Raw genomic sequence first — 17064 nt, forward strand, 5'->3', positions numbered from 1 at the left:
GCATGAGCCTGAGTCCCGCCCGGCAGCACCGCCAGCGCGTTCAGGCTGAACAGGCCGCCCGACAGGGCGGCAGTGTTCGCCACGCCAGCGGCTACGAGCTGATGCTGATGCAGCTCGGCGAAGACCGCCGCCGCCTGAAGGGCATCCAGTCCACCGTAAAAAAAGCCGAAATCAAAATCGAGGTTCTGCCGAAGTACGCCGCCTGGGTGAATGGCGTGCTGGCCGCAGAAGCTGAGCAGCAGGACGACGTGGTGATGTTCGTCATGCTCTGGCGCATTGATGCCGGGGATTATGCCGGCGCGCTGGAGATTGCCCGCCACGCGGTCAGCCGCGGCTGGGCAATGCCCATCGGCAACCGCAACACGCAGACGGTCTTGGCCGAGGAGATGGCCGACGCGGCAAAAAATGCCCTGCTGGCAAAAACGGATTTCGACGTGGCGCTGCTGCTGCAGACACTGGACGTGATCGGCGAACTGGATATGCCGGACCAGTCACGCGCCCGCCTGCACAAGTCCATCGGCTGGATGCTCGCCGACAGCAGCCCGGCCTCGGCCCTGAACCACCTGACCCGCGCGCTGCAGCTTGACGAGAAGTGCGGCGTGAAAAAAGACATTGAGCAGCTGACGCGGAAAATCCGCAACGCCAGCTGATAACCGGACGTGCCCACGCGCGGGGCGGCACGGGGTGGCGACAGGCTGAGCCTTATCAAAACCCCGTCCACCGCCCAACCTTTTCAGGAGTAGCAATTGATGGAATTTGTAGCGCCGCAGAAGGCGGCGGGAACGCCGGAAACAATCCCCAACAACTCATTCTGGCCGGACATCGATCTGGCGAAGTTCAGAACCGCAATGCGCGTTGACGGCACCGTGACGCCGGAGCGCCTGCGGCAGGTGGTGCTGACCGCAATGGCCGAAGTGAACGCGGAGCTTTACCCGTGGCGCGAGCAGCAGGAGCTGCGCGGCTTTAACAGCCTGGCCGATGTGCCGGGTGAGAAGCTGGCCGGCGAGAGTGCCCGCCTGCATCACTACCAGAATGCGGTGTGGTGCTGGACCCGCGCGGTGCTCAACGAGCGCTATCAGGATTTCGACGCCACCGCCGCCGGCATGAAGCGCGGTGAGGAGCTGGCGGACGCCACCGGCGATCTGTGGCGGGACGCGCGCTGGGCGGTCAGCCGCGTGCAGAACCTGCCGCACTGCACCGTCGAGCTTTTCTGATGAAAGTGCGTGCGCAGCAGTACGACACGGTGGACGCGCTCTGCTGGCGCCACTACGGGCGCACGCAGCGCATAACCGAGCAGGTCTTACAGGCGAATCCGGGGCTGGCGGAGCACGGCCCAATCCTGCCGCACGGGCTGGAGGTGGAAATGCCGGACGTGACAACGGCTGCAACCGTGCAGGCCGTCCAGCTTTGGGACTGAACTATGTGGGAGAGAATCTGCACTTTTATCACCTGGTGCATCGCGGTGGTGATGACATGGCTGGGTGGCATGAACCTGAAAGACGCGTCAACGGTGGCCGGTGTTCTGATCGGCCTGCTGATGGCGCTGATCAGCTGGTACTACAAGCACAAAACCTATCAGCTGCTGGCAAGCGGGCGTATCACGCGGGAGGACTATGAATCTGCAAACCGTTAAGCGCTGCAGCGTCGGCGCGGTGCTGGCCATCGCCGCGATGCTGCCGGGCTTTCAGATGCTGCACACCTCGCCGGAGGGACTGAAGCTTATCGCGGATTACGAGGGGTGCCGGCTCAAGCCGTACCTGTGCGATGCGGGCAGGTGGACAGACGGCATCGGTAACACGGTGGGCGTCATTCCCGGCAAGACGATCACCGAGCGGCAGGCGGCGGGCAATTTCATCACCAACGTGTTACGCGTCGAGGCGGCACTGGCGCGCTGCGTGGCGGTTTCAATGCCGCAGCAGGTTTACGACGCGCTGGTGTCGCTGGCGTTCAACGTCGGCACCGGCAACGCCTGCGGCTCAACCATGGTGACGTTGCTGAAAAAAGGGAAATGGCGCGAGGCGTGTTATCAGCTGCCGCGCTGGGTGTACGTGAAGGGCGTATTTAATATCGGACTGGATAACCGGCGCCAGCGGGAGCTGGCCTGGTGTCTGAAAGGAGCGTGAGAGATGAGTAAACATAATCAGGGTCTGGTGGTGTGGGGCGTGCTGCTGACGCTTGTGATGATGTCGCTGATGAGCCAGAACGGCGCGGCAATGCATATCGTGGTCGCCCTTGTCTGGCTGATCAATATCTTCACCGGATCGCTGGCCGGGTGCGCCGTGGGGGTGTTGTTTTCTGAAGGCGCGACCCGGCAGCGCCTGAAGGCGGCGCTGCAAAAGGTGCTTGCCGGCAGCGGCGCGCAGGCCGCGCCGAAATATGCAGGCTGGCTGCTGAAGCTGCTGATCGTGATGTCGCTGGCCTTTTCTGGCTGGGTGATCACGCTGGTCTGTTATCTGCTGGCCGTGGTGATTTATAACCTGCTGCGCAGCCAGCTTGCAGAGCCTGCGGCTGTATGATGCGCGCGCTTGCGGTGCTGGTATGCGCGTTGCTGGCCGCGCTCGGCGTGCAGTCTTGGCGGCTCAGTACAGCGCACAGCCGCATTGATGCGCAGGCGATCACCATTGAAAGCCAGGGCAAAAATCTTTCACAGAAAAACGGCCAGCTGATTGCCCTGAATATCCTGACGCAGAGCAGCAGCCGCGCGCAGACACAGCTGTTTGCCGCCGCCGAGCAGAACGGCAAATTACTGCGCGAGCGGCAGCGAACCATTGAGGAACTGAAACGTGAAAATGAAGACCTTCGCCGCTGGTCTGACACCGCTCTGCCTGATCCTGTTGTCCGGCTGCGCCAGCGTCCGGCCCTCGCAGGAGGTGAGTCTTACCGTCAGTGGCTGTCCGAAAATCACCCGCTGCCAGCTCGACCCGGCAGGGCCGCGCATTAACGGCGACCTGAACGCGCTGCTGGATGAAACGGAGGCCGCCTGGGCGGCATGCGCCGACAAGGTAGACACCATTATCAGCTGTCAGGAAAAAGACGATGAACAAGCCGCAGTCCTTACGTCGCGTCCTGAATAAGTCGGTGCCCTATGTGGAGGAAAACCCCGACAGGCTGCACCTGTTTGTTGACGCCGGGCAGCTGGTCGCCACCTCCGCCGCCTCGATGTCGTGGGAATACCGCTACACGCTGAACGTGGTGATCACCGACTTTACCGGCGATCAGAACCTGCTGATGGCGCCGGTGCTGTTCTGGCTGATGGAGAACCAGCCGGACGCGCTGCAGAACAGCGCGGAGCGGGAAAAGCTGTTCGCGTTTGAGGTCGATATCCTCGGCAATGACCGCTGCGACATCAGCATGAATATCCGGCTGACCGAGCGCGTGGTCGCCCGCGAGGTGGACGGAAAGATGTCGGTGGAAGCCGTGCCGGAACCGGAAACCCCGGACGAATACTGGACGGTAAGTCATGGCTGAATTGCATGAGGTTGACGCCTGGCTGGATGCTTTGCTGACGCAGCTGGCACCGGCGGCGCGCAGAAAGATGCTGCGTGAGATCGCGCGCGACGTGCGGCGCATTCAGCAGGCCAATATCACCGCGCAGCGTGCGCCGGACGGCACCGCGTGGGAACCGCGCCGCGTCAGCGCCCGAAGCAAGCCGGGCCGCATCCGCCGCAAAATGTTTGCGAAGCTCAAAACTGCCAAATATCTGAAGGCACAGGCAGACGACAATGCGGCCGAAATCAGTTTTGTGCCGGCGGTGCAGAAGCTGGCGCGCGTCCACCATTACGGGCTGCGGGACCGCGTAAACCGGCGCGGCACGGTTGTGCAATACGCCGAGCGTCCGCTGCTGGGCGTAAACGCGGAGGTGGAGAGCAAGGTGCGCGATACGCTGCTGCGCTGGCTCAGCGAGTAAGCAGCCCTGTTCGCCGAAAATGACCGCATGCACGCCGGGATTAATGAGTGCAATGGTTTCCCTGAGCGGCCGGCCGTGCGCCCCTTTGGCGGCGAACAGAAGTACCACGTCTCCATCATTAAAAATTAAATCTCTTTACCCGCCAAAGGCTTTACAAAAACCCCAACCGCAGCGGCTTGATCAGTTCTATCGATTGATATTACTGTTTATCCATACAGTATTTATCACGGAGGTAAATGACCATGCCACGCGACTACGAAATCATGATTGCTTTCCGGCAGGCGGTGAAACGCGACGCTGCCGGCCGCTACACCATCAGCACACTCGACTTCATCAGGGAGCTTGACCGTCTGAACTGGCATTACACGCTGCGTGCGGCCAATAAGTGGATCGAGATGCACACCACGACGTTCCGCGATATTACGACTACTGACGGTGAAGAGCGCCTGTTTCAGGTGTTTAATCCGAATGGCGGTGTGTGATGTTTGCCCTGGTCGATGTGAATTCGTTCTATGCGAGTTGCGAAACAGTGTTCAGGCCCGATCTGCGGGGAAAGCCGGTAGTGGTGCTGAGCAACAATGACGGATGTGTCATTGCCCGTTCGGCAGAGGCTAAAGCGCTGCAAATCCCCATGGGCGCGCCGTACTTCAAGCTGAAGGATGAATTCCGCCGGCATAAGGTGCAGGTGTTCAGCTCCAACTACGCGCTCTACGCCGACATGAGCAACCGCGTGATGAGCACGCTGGAGAGCATGGCTCCGGCCGTGGAGATTTACTCAATCGACGAAGCGTTTATGTGCCTGGACGGCATGCAGCGCAATCACCCGCTTGAGGACTTTGGACGCGCTGTCCGGGCGCGCGTTAAGCAGGAAACGCACCTGACCGTAGGCGTAGGGATAGCGCAGACCAAAACGCTCGCCAAACTGGCTAACCATGCCGCCAAGAAGTGGACGAAGACCGGCGGCGTACTTGACCTGTCGAACATCGACCGTCAGCGCAGGCTCATGGCGCTGGTCCCGGTTGAGGATGTCTGGGGCGTCGGCCGGCGCATCAGCAGGAAGCTTAACGCCATGGGCATCATGACCGCGAGAGACCTGTCAGAACAAAGCACTTACACCATCCGCAAACACTTCAACGTTGTGCTGGAGCGAACCGTCAGAGAACTGCGCGGTGAACCATGCCTGCAGTTGGAAGAGTTTGCCCCTACCAAACAGCAGATTGTCTGCTCCCGCTCATTTGGCTCCCGGATCACCAAATACGAAGATATGCGCGAAGCAATATGCACCTTCGCCGCGCGTGCCGCGGGTAAGTTGCGCGGCGAGCGTCAGTATTGCACGCAGATAGCCGTGTTCGTCCGGACCAGCCCTCACGCCGTGGGCGAAGTTTTCTACGGCAACCAATCGACCGGCAAGGTGCTTACGCCAACCAACGACACGCGCGACATCATCCGGGTGGCCATTGAAGCGCTCGATCGCATCTGGCTTGACGGGCACCGCTACATGAAGGCTGGCGTGATGCTAGGCGATTTCTACAGCGAAGGCGTGTCGCAGCTGAATCTCTTTGATGAAAACAAACCACAGGCCAACAGCGAGGCGCTGATGCGCGTGATGGATGGTCTTAACCTCAGCGGGAAGGGGAATCTATGGTTCGCAGGGCAGGGTATACAGAACACATGGGCGATGAAGCGCGAGATGCTTTCGCCGGCATATACCACAAAAGTTTCAGACCTGCCGGTGGTGCGATGCTGATTACATCCCGGCCGTCCGAAACGCTTTACGTGCCAACCTGTGACGGCGTAGCGAATATTGACAGATCTTTACGGCTGAAACCCGGTGACAGTATCCTGTTAGAGGCGAATGGGATTTGCCATATCGGCAGGCTAGGCCGAACTAGATCTTCGTGTGGATGGAAATCCCTAAGTTGAAAGCTATTTTGTCATCGACTCCAGCTCATCATGAATATCTTTAATGACTTGGCTCGTTCTTGCATTATTGTTAATGACATTATTAAACATCTCGCGAGTTTTTTCATCAAGCTGGTGCTGTTTAGATTCATCAATTTCCCTTTTGAGTTTTTCTATTTTTCTATTTAACCAGAAAAACCTAAATTCTTTGTCCAAATATTTGATGACATGAGGAAGTAAGAGGGATAAAAAAACAACCACTTGATAATATAGCGCTGGAGATAATATGGCGATAAGATTATCTTTGTATTTGTAACCAATCAAAAAAGACGTGATTATATTCACTAGCATTGACAAGAGGAAAAGCCGCATCTCTGGGTTTTTTTTCATTATCAATACACCTTGATTTTTTTATGAAATTCTTCAGGGTTGGCTAAAATTGCATCAAGCTCTCTTTCAACATCTTTAGCAGTCTCCAAGCACATTGTAATTAAACTCAATAAAATATACCTGAAACCTTTAAATTTGAACTCTGCAGGCATTAATTTGAACTCAGGCAGTCTTTCAAATGCCTGATGGTGAGATGCTAAAGTAATTATGCAGTCTACGCTCTCCCTATACATAGTATGAGCTATACCATCGTTTTCATTAGTTAAATAGCCTGCCAATCGATATTTATCAAGTAATGATATTTTGCTATACTTTTCATCTAATGGATAAAAGAAATAAACACCAAACGGCGTCCTCGTTTTTTTATATTCACTCTTTTTGTTATCAGGCTTGTCATCGATTGACAGAAAAAATGGGATGCCCTTCCATTCCACCAAGATATCACTATCTTTATCATTCAGGGGGTCGTCAATTACTTTGAATTCATCCATGTGTCTCAATGAACTGATTATTTCTTTTTTACTATATTCCATTTTGAACTCCGTTTTTTTTTTTCATTATCGCCTTGTGTCAGTCGCTACACAAGGGAATTGACTTCTAACTTCTGCTGCTCTGGTCGCATAGTCTCATTATGAATATGCAACTCACCGAAATCATGCGCCTCATCACCAACCTGATCCGCACCGGCATTGTGTCCGAGGTGGATAAGGTGAACTGGCTGTGCCGTGTGAAAACGGGCGACCTTGAAACCAACTGGGTCAACTGGCTGACCCTGCGCGCCGGTAACACACGTACGTGGTGGAAGCCGTCTGTGGGGGAGCAGGTTGTACTGCTGAGCCTCGGCGGCAATCTGGAAACCGCGTTTGCGCTGCCAGCCATCTATTCCGAGGCTTTCCCGCCACCTGACTATTCAGAGGACGGCGCCACCACCGTGTTTAAGGACGGCGGCTGGTTTCAGTATGAGCCTGAATCCGGCCAGCTGCTGATCAGGAACATCAAAAGCGTGCTGATCGAGGCGTCGGACAAAATAGAGCTAAATACCGCTCACTTTGTCGTGAACGCTGACCAGACGCGGCTTAACAGCCCGACCGTAATCACCGGAGATACCGCTATTCATGGCGGCACGGTACTGAACGGCGGCGCGAAGATTAACGGCGACGTGACGCAGGGCGGGGGGCAAATGAGTTCAAACAGTGTGGTGGTAGACGACCATGACCACGGCGGCGTCCAGCGCGGCGGCGGCAGAACGGACGGTCCGAAATGACAATGTATCTCGGCATGAACCGCGACACCGGCGAGGCGATCACGGACATTGACCACATCCGCCAGAGCGTGCGCGACATTCTGGTGACGCCGGAGGGCAGCAGGATAGCGCGGCGCGAATACGGCTCGCTGCTGTCGGTGCTGACTGACCGCCCGCAGAATGACGCCACGCGCCTGCAGGTAATGGCGGCGGTATACACCGCGCTGAGCCGGTGGGAGCCGCGCATCAGACTGAGCACCTTAAACATTACCAGTGCCTACGATGGCTCGATGGTGGTTGAGATGGCTGGCCAGCGCGACGACGGATCGCCGCTCGCTTTATCTGTACCGACAGGGGGCAACAGTGGCAGTAATTGACCTTTCACAGCTGCCGGCACCGGAGATTATTGAGGTGCCGGACTTTGAGACGCTGCTGGCTGAGCGAAAAGCGGCGCTGATCGCGCTTTATCCGGCAGAGCAGCAGGCGGCCGTGCGCCGCGTTCTGGCGCTGGAGTCCGATCCGATGGTGAAAATGCTGCAGGAAAGCGTGTACCGCGAAATCCTGCTGCGCCAGCGCATTAACGAGGCGGCGCAGGCGGTTATGGTGGCCTATGCGCTGGGCAGCGATCTGGACCAGCTGGCCGCCCTGAATAATGTGGAACGCCTGACCGTGACGCCGGCCAACCCTGACGCGGTGCCGCCGGTTGATGCAGTGATGGAAGCCGACGACGCCCTGCGCGTGCGCGTGCCGGAGGCGTTTGAGGGTTTATCCGTGGCCGGGCCGACAGGCGCCTATGAGTTTCACGCGAAAAGCGCCGACGGGCGGGTGCTGGACGTGTCCGCAACCAGCCCGGCGCCGGCGGAGGTGTTGATCACAGTGCTAAGCCGCGAGGACAACGGCACGGCAACAGCTGACTTACTGGCTACAGTGAACGCCGCGCTGAACGCCGAAAGCGTGCGTCCGGTGGCGGACCGCGTGACCACGCAGGCGGCAACCATTCACGATTACAGCGTTAAGGCGAAGCTGCACCTGTTCGACGGCGTGGCCGCCGGACCGTGCCTTGAGGCGGCAAACGAGAGGCTTGCCGCCTACCTTACCGAACAGAAAAAGCTGGGCCGCAGCGTGCGCCGGGAGTCTTACGGCGCGGTGCTGCGCGTGGCTGGCGTGGACTGGGTGGAAATGATCGAGCCGGCAGAGGACATCATTATGGACCGCACTCAGGCCGGCAACTGCACCGGCACCGACGTGTCAGTGGCCGTTGACGGGGTGGCGTCATGAGCAACAGCAGTCTGATGCCGCCCGGCTCGGCCACACTGGAGGGACGTCTGGCGGAGGCCTGCGCGGACTTTTCCGGGCTGAACGTGCCGCTGCGCGAACTGTGGAATCCGCTCACCTGCCGGGTGAGTTTTCTTCCCTATCTTGCCTGGTCGTTTTCGGTGGACCGCTGGGACGAGGGCTGGGCGGAGAGCGTCAAGCGCAAGGTGGTGCAGGATGCTTTTTACATCCATCAGCACAAGGGAACCATCAGCGCGGTACGCCGTGTGGTGGAGCCGTTCGGCTTCCTGATCCGCGTCATTGAGTGGTGGCAGAGCGACGACGCGCCCGGGACGTTTCGCCTCGATATCGGCGTGGAAGACCAGGGCATTACGGAAGAAACCTATCAGGAGCTGGAACGACTTATCAGCGACGCGAAGCCCTGCAGCCGCCATATGCTCGGCATGTCCATTAACCTGCAGAGCGCGGGCCGGTTCTATACGGGCGCGGCCAGCTACGACGGCGACGATCTTACCGTTTACCCCTACACCCCCGACATTATCTCCGTCAGCGGCCCGGCGTATGCCGGCGCGGCGGTTCACGTAATTGACCTGCTGGAAGTGGGACCATGACACAGAAATTTTATGCAATTGTGACCAACCTCGGCGCGGCGAAGATTGCCAACGCCGTATCACTCGGCACCAAACTGAACATCACGCAGATGGCCGTCGGTGATGGCGGCGGCACGCTGCCAGCCCCGAACGCCAGCCAGACAAAGCTGGTTAATGAGGTGCGCCGCGCGGCGCTTAACTCGCTGACCGTGGACGAGAACAACAGCAGCCAGATTATTGCCGAGCAGGTCATCCCGGAGACGGAAGGCGGATTCTGGATCAGGGAAATGGGCCTGTTTGACGCTGACGGCACGCTGATTGCGGTTTGCAACACGGCGGAAACCTATAAGCCGCAGCTGCAGGAGGGCAGCGGGCGCACGCAGCGCCTGCGCATGATGATCATTGTCAGCAGCACCGACGCGGTAACGCTTAAGGTAGACCCGGCTGTGGTGCTGGCAACCCGGCAATATGTTGATAATGCCGTAATCGAGGTGAAGGCTTATGCTGATGGCGTGATGGAAAACCACGTCAAGAGCGCCAATCCGCATACTCAATACCCTTTAATCGGCAACGCGTTAAAAGAAATGGCCGATGCGGGGCTGCTGCCTGATGTTCTTAAAAACCTCGGTTTAACAGAAAAGTTTTCCGGACGTTTTATTGGCCGCCAGATTTTTACCACGCCGGGCGCTATCAGCTACAAACCTACACCCGGCACTAAACGCGCCCGAATCATCGTTACCGGTGGCGGCGGGCGCGGTTATGGGTTTCTGGGCTGGGGCGATAACTACCGCGCGCGCGGTGGCGGCGGTGGCGCTGGCGGTACGGTGATCGCAACGCTGGACATTGATGATTCTAAAACCTATGCGGGCGTTGTTGGTCAGGGCAGTAATGAAACAAAATCGTCAACCAGCAGCACGTTCAACGGTCAGCTGACAGCCGCAAACGGTGGAAACTCTGCCGGTGATGCCGGTGGTGGTGGCGGTCTGGCCGTGGGTGGCGATCTGAATATTCAGGGAGGAGACGGCAGCGATGCGCCCGGCGTGGTCAGCGCCTCATCGAACCCCTACCGGGGCGGATCGGGTGATGGTGGTGTCAGCTATTGGGGAGGCGGCCCGCGTAGTGCAGAGGGAACCACGTCAGGTGCTCAGGCGACATTTGGTGCAGGCGGCGGCGGTAATATTCGCTCAACACCATATATTGGCAATTATGGTTCAAACGGGATTATTTACATTGAGGAGTTCAGCTGATGAAAACTTATGCCCGGATTGGAAATCAGTGCGTTGCTGAAATCGTCTCGCTGAATGTGAAGCCTGAAAAACTCTATCATCCGTCACTGGTATGGGTGGATATTACTGCGCTATCCGAACAGCCCGATGTAAATTATCGCTACAGTGACGGCGTGTTTAGCGCCCCGGCTACAGAAGCTGAGAACGCAGTACTGATTGCCAGCAGCAGGCTTAGCGCTGAAATGGATGTGGCAAACCAGACAATCGCGCCGCTTCAGGATGCGGTCGATATCAGCATTGCAACAGATGCTGAGATAGCCCGCCTGACAGAATGGAAGCGTTACCGGGTGGCACTCAGCCGAATTGATATTGGTAAGTTACTTAATATCGAATGGCCCGTAAGACCAAGATGAAATGAGTGGGTTAGCTCAATTAGAGCTAACTCTTTTATCGCGAAAATCGATTTCTTGTACCGCATCATTTGGACCATTACGAAGTAGATCATCTTTTGCTGAATTTTTAAACTAAGCTACAAATAGCAATACGAATCATACACTTGCATATCGAACTACAAAGCACCTTAACCATCGTCTTTACGTTCAAAGTTTTTCATGTATGCTCTATCTAATGATTCAAATCTTGTGAAGTCTTCTGCTTGGGTGCATGCGCTCGGGCGGTAGCATGTCAATAAAATTTTCTACTTCCTGTTATATTATATACAAGGCGATTCTATGCACAGTGTTACTTTTTATTCTTTTAGGATATTAACTAAAAAAGGAAGTCGTCAAAGTAAAGATTTAGGTAACCTTGGTTTAAGCAATAACAAAACAGCATTCGAGATATTAGAGGACTTTCTAAATATCTATAAGCATACACCAATTGAGCATGCGCCAGCCAAGACAAAAATATCTCTGGAGCAACATTCTAAGTTAACTCTCGATCAAGGTAAATGTTTAGCTTACGGTTATATTAAGGTCGGAAAGTACGGTGAAAGCCATGAAATTAAAGATACTCAGCTTACGCAAACAAAGTACACTACAACAGTCGATGATGTTACTTTACGCGAGCGTTACATTTTAATTTACCTTCCCAACTCTCTGCAGGAAGGCATCATTGCATTTCATGGCAGTGATAATATATCAGCTAAATCAGCACTCACTGAGTTCCTCCTTAATTATTTTAATACTCAGTATCAGCTTGAAGCTAGAATTAACCCCCTATGCCACAAAAGCATACCTCAACATATACTTGACTCAGAAGTGAAGCAAATAAAAGCAGTTGGATACAAACCGCCTACCGATATTGCTAACTCCTTTGGCAGCAATAGAACAAATGTAAAGACTGATTTGGTTATAAAATACAATGAAGGTCTAATGGGAAGCTTCCGTGACTTAAGAGATAAACGTTTGAGTAACATTATAGAAATAGTTGAAGATAAATGTGATGAAGTTAAGGTTTCTTTACAGCTTGGTAACAGGGTAATAGTATTTAGCTATGCTTCAATTCTAAAAAAAGGTATTTCAGTTGAACTTGACGATGCTGATATCAAAATTGAACCAGCTACGGGTATACCTGATTTAGTGGCACTTCACGATACGGTGAAAGTGGTTACCAATGACATACTGCAAGAAATACACAGTGGAAATTCAGGAGTTACAATATGAATAAAATAAATATTTGGCAAGTGCTCCTTAAACACTACAAGACAATGTCCGACCAAAGGGGTGTGGCTTTAGGTCAAGACATATTTATCCATTTTTGGATGCCTGTAATAATATCCATTTTGATATGTGTTTTATATGGCACTATGAAAGCTTCTATTGCCGCAATATTTGTTAATTTCGGCGCCATTACTACCGCCTTACTTATGAGCGCAGTCATAATGATTTACGACCAAAAACAAAAAACTGCTTTCAAAATAAGTGACATTAAGGAAAATAATAAACCAACCACTAACCTTCCTGCATTGGAAACTAACAAAACGGTATATGAGCAGCTTTGCCATAATGTTGCATATGCAATATTAACCTCAGTTATACTCGTTATAGCGTCAGTTATTATTTCTTTCTTTCCTGATGATATCAAATCGCTCGAAAGACTGTACTTCTCAATACCTGCTTACATCTTGAGCCTGATAGCTTATGCAGCCTTCTTCACAACTGTAATAACGTTCCTGATGGTAATAAAAAGATTTAGCACTATATTAGATAATTGAAGACCTCTCTATTAATTTAGAAACCAGCCAGTTCGACTCACATGCATCGCGAACCGAGACTTGATATTTTGGCTCAGTTTCTTCCTGCATTCTATGAGTTAGTGTAAAAAAGCCCGCAGGCTTTTATTCTGCGGGCTGTTCAGGCCATACTATATTAGCAGTGTCATCCGTATTTACCCGCATCAGCATGACGCGGTATTTTTTCCAGGCTAGAAGCTGGCTTACCTCATCATCTGTCACTATCCCCAAATCGCTCGCATCCTGCAAGGGTTGAATAGCTGCATCGGCTTCAACTCTGAGCCTGCTGCGCTTGTCTTCTGCCTGGCTGATAAGCTCTTCTGCTGTTGGCAGCGGCTTATCAGTGAGGCATGGAAGCATGTCATCACCGCAGGCAATCAGCATTCCCTCTGCCTGTCCGGCGAGTAAATCAGTCCAGTTTTTATCGGTAATTTTTACGGCATCATCAGGGATAACAAGATTGATGCTGGGATCGTAAAAAGCATTTGCAGATGGTGAATATTTTTTCATTCAGTACCCCAGCGCCAGCCAGTAAATGCCCTGATTATTTGAGCCAGAGCCTGTATTAGTGAGATCAAAAGACGCTTTATTACGGAATTGCGCGCCCACGCCATATTCCCCTGATAGTGGTAAAGACGAACCCTTGCAAGCCATAATAGTGACACCCGCCGTCGGGAACTCAATCGGCAGCACCACCGCCGTTGTTGCTTTTTGTACAAACGTTCCATACCCCCATTGCAAAATCAGGCCATTTGGTAACCGTGTATAACCATTGCCCGATTTCACAGCGGTGAAGAAGCTCATATCAGGCAGCTGAGCAGCGCCGTTACCGACAGTCTTCTTTGCTGCGTCGCCTAAACCGAGGTTTAAGCGAATCAATGGCCTGGCCCCGTGATGGCCCGGACTGGCACACTCACGACCATTTGCGGAGATTGCAGCGTGCTGATTGGCTACATCAGGGTGTCAACAAATGACCAGAACACGGATTTACAGCGGATTGCGCTTCAAAGCGCAGATTGTAAGCTGATTTTCGAGGACAGAATCAGCGGAAAAACCCGTGATCGCCCTGGACTGAAAAAGGCGCTGCGTTGCCTGCAGGCCGGGGACACGCTGGTTGTCTGGAAGCTGGACAGGCTCGGGCGCAGCATGCGTCATCTGGTCATGCTGACGGAAGAACTGCGTGAACGCGGCGTTAATTTCCGCAGCCTGACCGACAGCATTGATACCAGCACGCCGATGGGGCGCTTTTTCTTTCACGTGATGGGGGCGCTTGCGGAAATGGAACGCGAGCTGATCGTAGAGCGAACCCGCGCTGGGCTGGCAGCTGCGCGGGAAAAAGGGCGCGTTGGGGGCCGCCGGCGGGTGATGACAGCGGACGTGACAGCCAGGGCTGAGCGGATGCTGGTTCAGGGGGCAACAATGCTGCAGGTTTCACTGGTGCTGGAAGTGTCAGTCAAAACACTATACCGCTATGTTCCGGCGGCAAGACTAAGAGAGCTTAAGGACGAAAGCATTACAGATAAAAAAACGCCGCAACCTGACCAGGTATGTCGGGCGGAAAAATAAATAAGTGAAATTCGCGACAGGATAAATCGCTGTGAGAGAGTACCATTACTGCACAAATGGATAATGATTTGTTTGAATCGCGAAGATAAAGAACTTAACTGTCAGTAATGTGATTATTTCAGGGGCAAAAAAAACCGCGCTGGAGGGCGCGGCAGCAAACTAAAATGAAAACACAATTTCTTATTCAGGTAGATAAATATAACCGGTTTAAGGGCATCGTCAAGGTGATGCAATGTTTTGAGAGGGTACACTAAGCAGGATATCGGGTTACGGCAGGTGAGATGTCTCGCTGACAAATACCCCATTGCATGATTTGCGGGCGAGTTGATATGAAAAGACTAAACACTGTCGAACTGATTTACTGGGGGAAAAAAACCGCGCCAGCGCGCGGATAAAATGGGGTAACGAAAACGTCGATCTTATTAGAAAGCCCTATCAAGGCTAGTTTGTAGTCTGGAAGCGTCAAGGGAAGCGGTTGCTGTCCTTTCGCGGCCTTCCAGGACGAAATGGCCGTGACTCACCGGCGGCACGCTGCTTTTCCTGCTCAATCCCTTTATCGTGTTTCTCAAGTAATTCCCGGCCCTGCTTCGTCAGCCTGTAGCGTTCCTTTTCCCTGAGCCACTCCTCACAGTGATAATATTCAGCGAGGCCCATTGCCACCAGTTCTTCCCGAATAACAGGCCTGATACGCGCAGGAACCGAGCCTCTTTCCTGCAGTAGGGACAACAGGCGGTAATGTTTCGGGGCCAGTTTCATCGTTATTCTCCCGTTTAACATTTCCCTCATAGTTAAAGTATTGAAGAGGGTTATCAATCGGATTCAGGGGGAATAATCCCTGAATCGGTCCATTCTTAATTTGTACCAGCGGGTACGGCAGTTACTCCGGAGTCGCGGATAATTGTGTGAGCCCTCACACAACACTACTCAGATGCGCCATCTGCAATGAGGCACGACCATAGCGGAACCCCTTAACAGGAGAACCGCCACATGGCACAGGATTATCATCACGGCGTGCGCGTTGAGGAAATCAACGAGGGCACCCGAACCATTACCACCGTCAGTACCGCGATCGTCGGGCTGGTCTGCACCGGCGACGACGCCGACCCGGCAACGTTCCCGCTTAACCGACCGGTGCTGCTGACCGACGTACTCACCGCCAGCGGCAAGGCGGGCGAATCCGGCACGCTGGCCCGATCGCTGGACGCTATCGCCGACCAGTCCAAACCTGTCACCGTGGTGGTGCGCGTGCCGCAGGGTGAGACCGAGGCGGAAACCTCCGCCAACATCATCGGTGGCGTCACTGACGGCCAGCGCACCGGCATGAAGGCGTTGCTGGCCGCACAGTCGGTATGCGGCGTAAAGCCGCGCATCCTCGGCGCGCCGGGACACGATACGCAGGCCGTTGCAACCGAGCTGCTGAGTGTTGCGCAGAGCCTGCGCGGGTTTGCTTACCTGTCCGCCTACGGCTGCAAAAGCGTGGAGGAGGCGATCGCTTACCGCGCCAACTTCAGCCAGCGCGAAGGGATGCTGATCTGGCCTGACTTCATCAGCTTTGACAGCGTGCTGAAGCAGGACGCCACCGCTTACGCTACCGCCCGCGCGCTGGGCCTGCGCGCCAAAATCGACGAGCAGACCGGCTGGCATAAGTCGCTCTCTAACGTTGGCGTGAACGGCGTCACCGGCATTTCTAAGGACGTATTCTGGGATTTACAGGACCCGGCTACCGACGCGGGCCTGCTGAACCAGAACGATGTCACCACGCTTATCCGCAAAGACGGCTACCGCTTCTGGGGTTCGCGTTGTCTGAGCGACGACCCGCTGTTTGCGTTTGAGTGTTACACCCGCACCGCGCAGGTGCTGATGGACACCATGGCCGAGGCGCAGATGTGGTCCGTTGACGGCCCGCTGAACCCGTCGCTGGCCCGCGACATTATCGAGGGCATCCGTGCGAAGCTGCGCAGCCTGGTGGCTCAGGGATACCTGATCGGCGCCGACTGCTGGCTGGATGCGAGCGTCAACGACAAAGAGACGCTGAAGGCGGGCAAGCTGCTGATCGATTACGACTACACGCCGGTGCCCCCGCTGGAGAACCTGCTGCTGCGTCAGCGCATCACCGACCAGTATCTGGTCGATTTCAGCAGCCGCGTGGGCGCATAAGGAGACTGAATCATGGCATTACCCCGCAAGCTTAAGCACCTGAACATGTTTAACGCCGGCAACAACTGGCAGGGGCTGGCTGAGTCTGTGACGCTGCCCAAATTCACCCGCAAGTTTGAGAAATATCGCGGCGGCGGCATGGCCGGCGCGGTGGATATCGACATGGGCCTGGACGACGGCGCGCTGGATACGGAATTCACCATCGGCGGCACCGAGTCGCTGCTGTTTAAACAGATGGGCACTACCACCGTGGACGGAATTCAGCTGCGCTTTACCGGCTCCATCCAGCGTGACGACACCGGCGAGGTGCAGGCGGTCGAGCTGGTTACGCGCGGACGCTACAAAGAGCTGGATTCCGGCGAGTGGAAGACCGGCGAATCCAGCACCACGAAGGTGTCAGGCACCAACAGCTACGCCAAGCTGACCATTAACGGTGAGGTGCTCTATGAGTGCGATCTGGTGAACATGATCGAAATCGTTGGCGGCACTGACCTGATGGAAGCGCACCGGAACGCTCTCGGCCTGTAATCAACCCGGCAGGCACCGTCCTGCCGCTTAATACCTTATTAATGGAA

Annotated in this window: 28 protein-coding genes; 23 read left to right on the forward strand and 5 right to left on the reverse strand. The window is 54.8% G+C overall.

From position 1 onward, the window contains the following. Positions 1-2: 2 nt before the first annotated feature. From F3J36_RS17615 to umuC, 12 genes are all read left to right on the forward strand, one after another. Positions 3-650 carry a terminase endonuclease subunit gene (locus F3J36_RS17615; RefSeq protein WP_166720143.1) on the forward strand — a complete coding sequence of 216 codons (648 nt, stop codon included), beginning with the start codon at positions 3-5 and terminating at the stop codon, positions 648-650. A 99-nt stretch (positions 651-749) separates the two neighbouring features. Beyond that, on the forward strand, positions 750-1214 hold the full coding sequence (locus F3J36_RS17620) for a head completion/stabilization protein (RefSeq protein ID WP_166720144.1): 465 nt from the start codon (positions 750-752) through the stop codon (positions 1212-1214). Next, positions 1214-1417, forward strand: a complete 204-nt coding sequence (locus F3J36_RS17625) for a tail protein X (RefSeq protein ID WP_166720145.1) — start codon at positions 1214-1216, stop codon at positions 1415-1417. Before F3J36_RS17620 ends, F3J36_RS17625 begins: the two co-directional genes overlap by 1 nt. A 3-nt stretch (positions 1418-1420) precedes the next feature. Continuing rightward, a complete protein-coding gene (locus F3J36_RS17630) occupies positions 1421-1633 on the forward strand; it encodes a hypothetical protein (RefSeq protein ID WP_166720146.1) in 213 nt (70 codons plus the stop codon). Further along, complete coding sequence (locus F3J36_RS17635) at positions 1614-2123, forward strand: lysozyme (protein ID WP_166720147.1); 510 nt, start codon at positions 1614-1616, stop codon at positions 2121-2123. Before F3J36_RS17630 ends, F3J36_RS17635 begins: the two co-directional genes overlap by 20 nt. A 3-nt stretch (positions 2124-2126) precedes the next feature. After that, positions 2127-2516 (forward strand): DNZ54_00345 family protein, encoded by a 390-nt coding sequence (locus F3J36_RS17640; protein ID WP_166720148.1) that lies wholly within the window; start codon positions 2127-2129, stop codon positions 2514-2516. Beyond that, positions 2516-2941, forward strand: a complete 426-nt coding sequence (gene lysB / locus F3J36_RS17645) for an Rz-like lysis system protein LysB (protein ID WP_166720192.1) — start codon at positions 2516-2518, stop codon at positions 2939-2941. Before F3J36_RS17640 ends, lysB begins: the two co-directional genes overlap by 1 nt. Next, complete coding sequence (gene lysC, locus F3J36_RS24240; RefSeq protein ID WP_247653197.1) at positions 2835-3074, forward strand: Rz1-like lysis system protein LysC; 240 nt, start codon at positions 2835-2837, stop codon at positions 3072-3074. Before lysB ends, lysC begins: the two co-directional genes overlap by 107 nt. After that, on the forward strand, positions 3037-3468 hold the full coding sequence (locus F3J36_RS17650) for a phage tail protein (protein ID WP_166720149.1): 432 nt from the start codon (positions 3037-3039) through the stop codon (positions 3466-3468). The genes lysC and F3J36_RS17650 overlap by 38 nt, the downstream gene beginning before the upstream one ends. Further along, entirely contained in the window at positions 3461-3907 is a 447-nt protein-coding gene (locus tag F3J36_RS17655) for a phage virion morphogenesis protein (RefSeq protein ID WP_166720150.1), read from the forward strand. The genes F3J36_RS17650 and F3J36_RS17655 overlap by 8 nt, the downstream gene beginning before the upstream one ends. Before the next feature lie 242 nt (positions 3908-4149). Continuing rightward, positions 4150-4389, forward strand: a complete 240-nt coding sequence (locus F3J36_RS17660; RefSeq protein WP_166720193.1) for a DNA polymerase V — start codon at positions 4150-4152, stop codon at positions 4387-4389. Next, positions 4389-5654, forward strand: a complete 1266-nt coding sequence (umuC, locus tag F3J36_RS17665) for a translesion error-prone DNA polymerase V subunit UmuC (protein WP_166720151.1) — start codon at positions 4389-4391, stop codon at positions 5652-5654. Before F3J36_RS17660 ends, umuC begins: the two co-directional genes overlap by 1 nt. Before the next feature lie 179 nt (positions 5655-5833). Here the strand turns inward: umuC and F3J36_RS17670 are convergent, their stop codons facing one another. Further along, positions 5834-6199, reverse strand: coding sequence for a hypothetical protein (locus tag F3J36_RS17670; RefSeq protein WP_166720152.1), 366 nt, complete (start codon positions 6197-6199; stop codon positions 5834-5836). Between the two features lie 2 nt (positions 6200-6201). Beyond that, complete coding sequence (locus F3J36_RS17675; protein ID WP_166720153.1) at positions 6202-6732, reverse strand: hypothetical protein; 531 nt, start codon at positions 6730-6732, stop codon at positions 6202-6204. 98 nt (positions 6733-6830) lie between these two features. On the opposite strand from F3J36_RS17675, the gene F3J36_RS17680 reads away from it, so the two are divergent. From F3J36_RS17680 to F3J36_RS17715, 8 genes are all read left to right on the forward strand, one after another. After that, positions 6831-7463, forward strand: a complete 633-nt coding sequence (locus tag F3J36_RS17680) for a phage baseplate assembly protein V (RefSeq protein ID WP_166720154.1) — start codon at positions 6831-6833, stop codon at positions 7461-7463. Next, positions 7460-7819 carry a GPW/gp25 family protein gene (locus tag F3J36_RS17685; RefSeq protein WP_166720155.1) on the forward strand — a complete coding sequence of 120 codons (360 nt, stop codon included), beginning with the start codon at positions 7460-7462 and terminating at the stop codon, positions 7817-7819. Before F3J36_RS17680 ends, F3J36_RS17685 begins: the two co-directional genes overlap by 4 nt. Further along, positions 7806-8720, forward strand: a complete 915-nt coding sequence (locus F3J36_RS17690) for a baseplate J/gp47 family protein (protein ID WP_166720156.1) — start codon at positions 7806-7808, stop codon at positions 8718-8720. The genes F3J36_RS17685 and F3J36_RS17690 overlap by 14 nt, the downstream gene beginning before the upstream one ends. Beyond that, on the forward strand, positions 8717-9328 hold the full coding sequence (locus F3J36_RS17695; protein ID WP_166720157.1) for a phage tail protein I: 612 nt from the start codon (positions 8717-8719) through the stop codon (positions 9326-9328). Before F3J36_RS17690 ends, F3J36_RS17695 begins: the two co-directional genes overlap by 4 nt. Next, positions 9325-10554, forward strand: coding sequence for a phage tail protein (locus tag F3J36_RS17700; RefSeq protein ID WP_166720158.1), 1230 nt, complete (start codon positions 9325-9327; stop codon positions 10552-10554). Before F3J36_RS17695 ends, F3J36_RS17700 begins: the two co-directional genes overlap by 4 nt. Next, entirely contained in the window at positions 10554-10946 is a 393-nt protein-coding gene (locus F3J36_RS17705) for a tail fiber assembly protein (RefSeq protein ID WP_166720159.1), read from the forward strand. The genes F3J36_RS17700 and F3J36_RS17705 overlap by 1 nt, the downstream gene beginning before the upstream one ends. Positions 10947-11264: 318 nt before the next feature. Next, positions 11265-12197 (forward strand): hypothetical protein, encoded by a 933-nt coding sequence (locus F3J36_RS17710; protein ID WP_166720160.1) that lies wholly within the window; start codon positions 11265-11267, stop codon positions 12195-12197. Then, positions 12194-12748, forward strand: a complete 555-nt coding sequence (locus tag F3J36_RS17715; RefSeq protein ID WP_166720161.1) for a hypothetical protein — start codon at positions 12194-12196, stop codon at positions 12746-12748. The genes F3J36_RS17710 and F3J36_RS17715 overlap by 4 nt, the downstream gene beginning before the upstream one ends. A gap of 123 nt (positions 12749-12871) precedes the next feature. Here F3J36_RS17715 and F3J36_RS17720 read toward each other — a convergent pair whose 3' ends face one another. Together F3J36_RS17720 and F3J36_RS17725 are read right to left on the reverse strand one after the other, a co-directional pair. Further along, on the reverse strand, positions 12872-13276 hold the full coding sequence (locus F3J36_RS17720; protein ID WP_166720162.1) for a tail fiber assembly protein: 405 nt from the start codon (positions 13274-13276) through the stop codon (positions 12872-12874). Beyond that, entirely contained in the window at positions 13277-13645 is a 369-nt protein-coding gene (locus F3J36_RS17725; RefSeq protein WP_166720163.1) for a hypothetical protein, read from the reverse strand. It lies immediately after the preceding gene. A 60-nt stretch (positions 13646-13705) separates the two neighbouring features. On the opposite strand from F3J36_RS17725, the gene F3J36_RS17730 reads away from it, so the two are divergent. Next, the gene (locus F3J36_RS17730) at positions 13706-14332 is read left to right on the forward strand and encodes a recombinase family protein (protein WP_166720164.1); all 627 of its coding nucleotides are present in this window, start codon (positions 13706-13708) and stop codon (positions 14330-14332) included. A gap of 462 nt (positions 14333-14794) precedes the next feature. On the opposite strand, the gene F3J36_RS17735 is transcribed toward F3J36_RS17730, so the two are convergent. Further along, positions 14795-15088, reverse strand: coding sequence for a hypothetical protein (locus F3J36_RS17735; protein WP_166720165.1), 294 nt, complete (start codon positions 15086-15088; stop codon positions 14795-14797). Positions 15089-15319: 231 nt separating this feature from the next. On the opposite strand from F3J36_RS17735, the gene F3J36_RS17740 reads away from it, so the two are divergent. Both F3J36_RS17740 and F3J36_RS17745 read left to right on the forward strand, forming a co-directional pair. Continuing rightward, positions 15320-16489 carry a phage tail sheath protein gene (locus tag F3J36_RS17740; protein ID WP_166720166.1) on the forward strand — a complete coding sequence of 390 codons (1170 nt, stop codon included), beginning with the start codon at positions 15320-15322 and terminating at the stop codon, positions 16487-16489. Between the two features lie 12 nt (positions 16490-16501). After that, a complete protein-coding gene (locus F3J36_RS17745) occupies positions 16502-17017 on the forward strand; it encodes a phage major tail tube protein (RefSeq protein ID WP_166720167.1) in 516 nt (171 codons plus the stop codon). The last annotated feature ends 47 nt before the right edge of the window (positions 17018-17064 follow it).

This window comes from Pantoea sp. Cy-640 (assembly GCF_011752635.1).
GTDB lineage: Bacteria > Pseudomonadota > Gammaproteobacteria > Enterobacterales > Enterobacteriaceae > Pantoea > Pantoea dispersa.

Excerpts from the sequence above, each read along its gene's own strand:
- F3J36_RS17740 (WP_166720166.1), top strand. The coding sequence starts at position 15,320 with ATGGCACAGGATTATCATCACGGCGTGCGCGTTGAGGAAATCAACGAG.
- F3J36_RS17710 (WP_166720160.1), top strand. The coding sequence starts at position 11,265 with ATGCACAGTGTTACTTTTTATTCTTTTAGGATATTAACTAAAAAAGGA.
- F3J36_RS17660 (WP_166720193.1), top strand. The coding sequence starts at position 4,150 with ATGCCACGCGACTACGAAATCATGATTGCTTTCCGGCAGGCGGTGAAA.
- F3J36_RS17670 (WP_166720152.1), bottom strand. The coding sequence starts at position 6,199 with ATGAAAAAAAACCCAGAGATGCGGCTTTTCCTCTTGTCAATGCTAGTG.
- F3J36_RS17635 (WP_166720147.1), top strand. The coding sequence starts at position 1,614 with ATGAATCTGCAAACCGTTAAGCGCTGCAGCGTCGGCGCGGTGCTGGCC.
- F3J36_RS17655 (WP_166720150.1), top strand. The coding sequence starts at position 3,461 with ATGGCTGAATTGCATGAGGTTGACGCCTGGCTGGATGCTTTGCTGACG.
- F3J36_RS17695 (WP_166720157.1), top strand. The coding sequence starts at position 8,717 with ATGAGCAACAGCAGTCTGATGCCGCCCGGCTCGGCCACACTGGAGGGA.
- F3J36_RS17650 (WP_166720149.1), top strand. The coding sequence starts at position 3,037 with ATGAACAAGCCGCAGTCCTTACGTCGCGTCCTGAATAAGTCGGTGCCC.
- F3J36_RS17675 (WP_166720153.1), bottom strand. The coding sequence starts at position 6,732 with ATGGAATATAGTAAAAAAGAAATAATCAGTTCATTGAGACACATGGAT.
- F3J36_RS17630 (WP_166720146.1), top strand. The coding sequence starts at position 1,421 with ATGTGGGAGAGAATCTGCACTTTTATCACCTGGTGCATCGCGGTGGTG.
- F3J36_RS17685 (WP_166720155.1), top strand. The coding sequence starts at position 7,460 with ATGACAATGTATCTCGGCATGAACCGCGACACCGGCGAGGCGATCACG.
- umuC (WP_166720151.1), top strand. The coding sequence starts at position 4,389 with ATGTTTGCCCTGGTCGATGTGAATTCGTTCTATGCGAGTTGCGAAACA.
- F3J36_RS17745 (WP_166720167.1), top strand. The coding sequence starts at position 16,502 with ATGGCATTACCCCGCAAGCTTAAGCACCTGAACATGTTTAACGCCGGC.
- F3J36_RS17620 (WP_166720144.1), top strand. The coding sequence starts at position 750 with ATGGAATTTGTAGCGCCGCAGAAGGCGGCGGGAACGCCGGAAACAATC.
- F3J36_RS17720 (WP_166720162.1), bottom strand. The coding sequence starts at position 13,276 with ATGAAAAAATATTCACCATCTGCAAATGCTTTTTACGATCCCAGCATC.
- F3J36_RS17640 (WP_166720148.1), top strand. The coding sequence starts at position 2,127 with ATGAGTAAACATAATCAGGGTCTGGTGGTGTGGGGCGTGCTGCTGACG.
- F3J36_RS17625 (WP_166720145.1), top strand. The coding sequence starts at position 1,214 with ATGAAAGTGCGTGCGCAGCAGTACGACACGGTGGACGCGCTCTGCTGG.
- lysB (WP_166720192.1), top strand. The coding sequence starts at position 2,516 with ATGCGCGCGCTTGCGGTGCTGGTATGCGCGTTGCTGGCCGCGCTCGGC.
- F3J36_RS17715 (WP_166720161.1), top strand. The coding sequence starts at position 12,194 with ATGAATAAAATAAATATTTGGCAAGTGCTCCTTAAACACTACAAGACA.
- F3J36_RS17705 (WP_166720159.1), top strand. The coding sequence starts at position 10,554 with ATGAAAACTTATGCCCGGATTGGAAATCAGTGCGTTGCTGAAATCGTC.
- F3J36_RS17615 (WP_166720143.1), top strand. The coding sequence starts at position 3 with ATGAGCCTGAGTCCCGCCCGGCAGCACCGCCAGCGCGTTCAGGCTGAA.
- F3J36_RS17680 (WP_166720154.1), top strand. The coding sequence starts at position 6,831 with ATGAATATGCAACTCACCGAAATCATGCGCCTCATCACCAACCTGATC.
- F3J36_RS17735 (WP_166720165.1), bottom strand. The coding sequence starts at position 15,088 with ATGAAACTGGCCCCGAAACATTACCGCCTGTTGTCCCTACTGCAGGAA.
- F3J36_RS17700 (WP_166720158.1), top strand. The coding sequence starts at position 9,325 with ATGACACAGAAATTTTATGCAATTGTGACCAACCTCGGCGCGGCGAAG.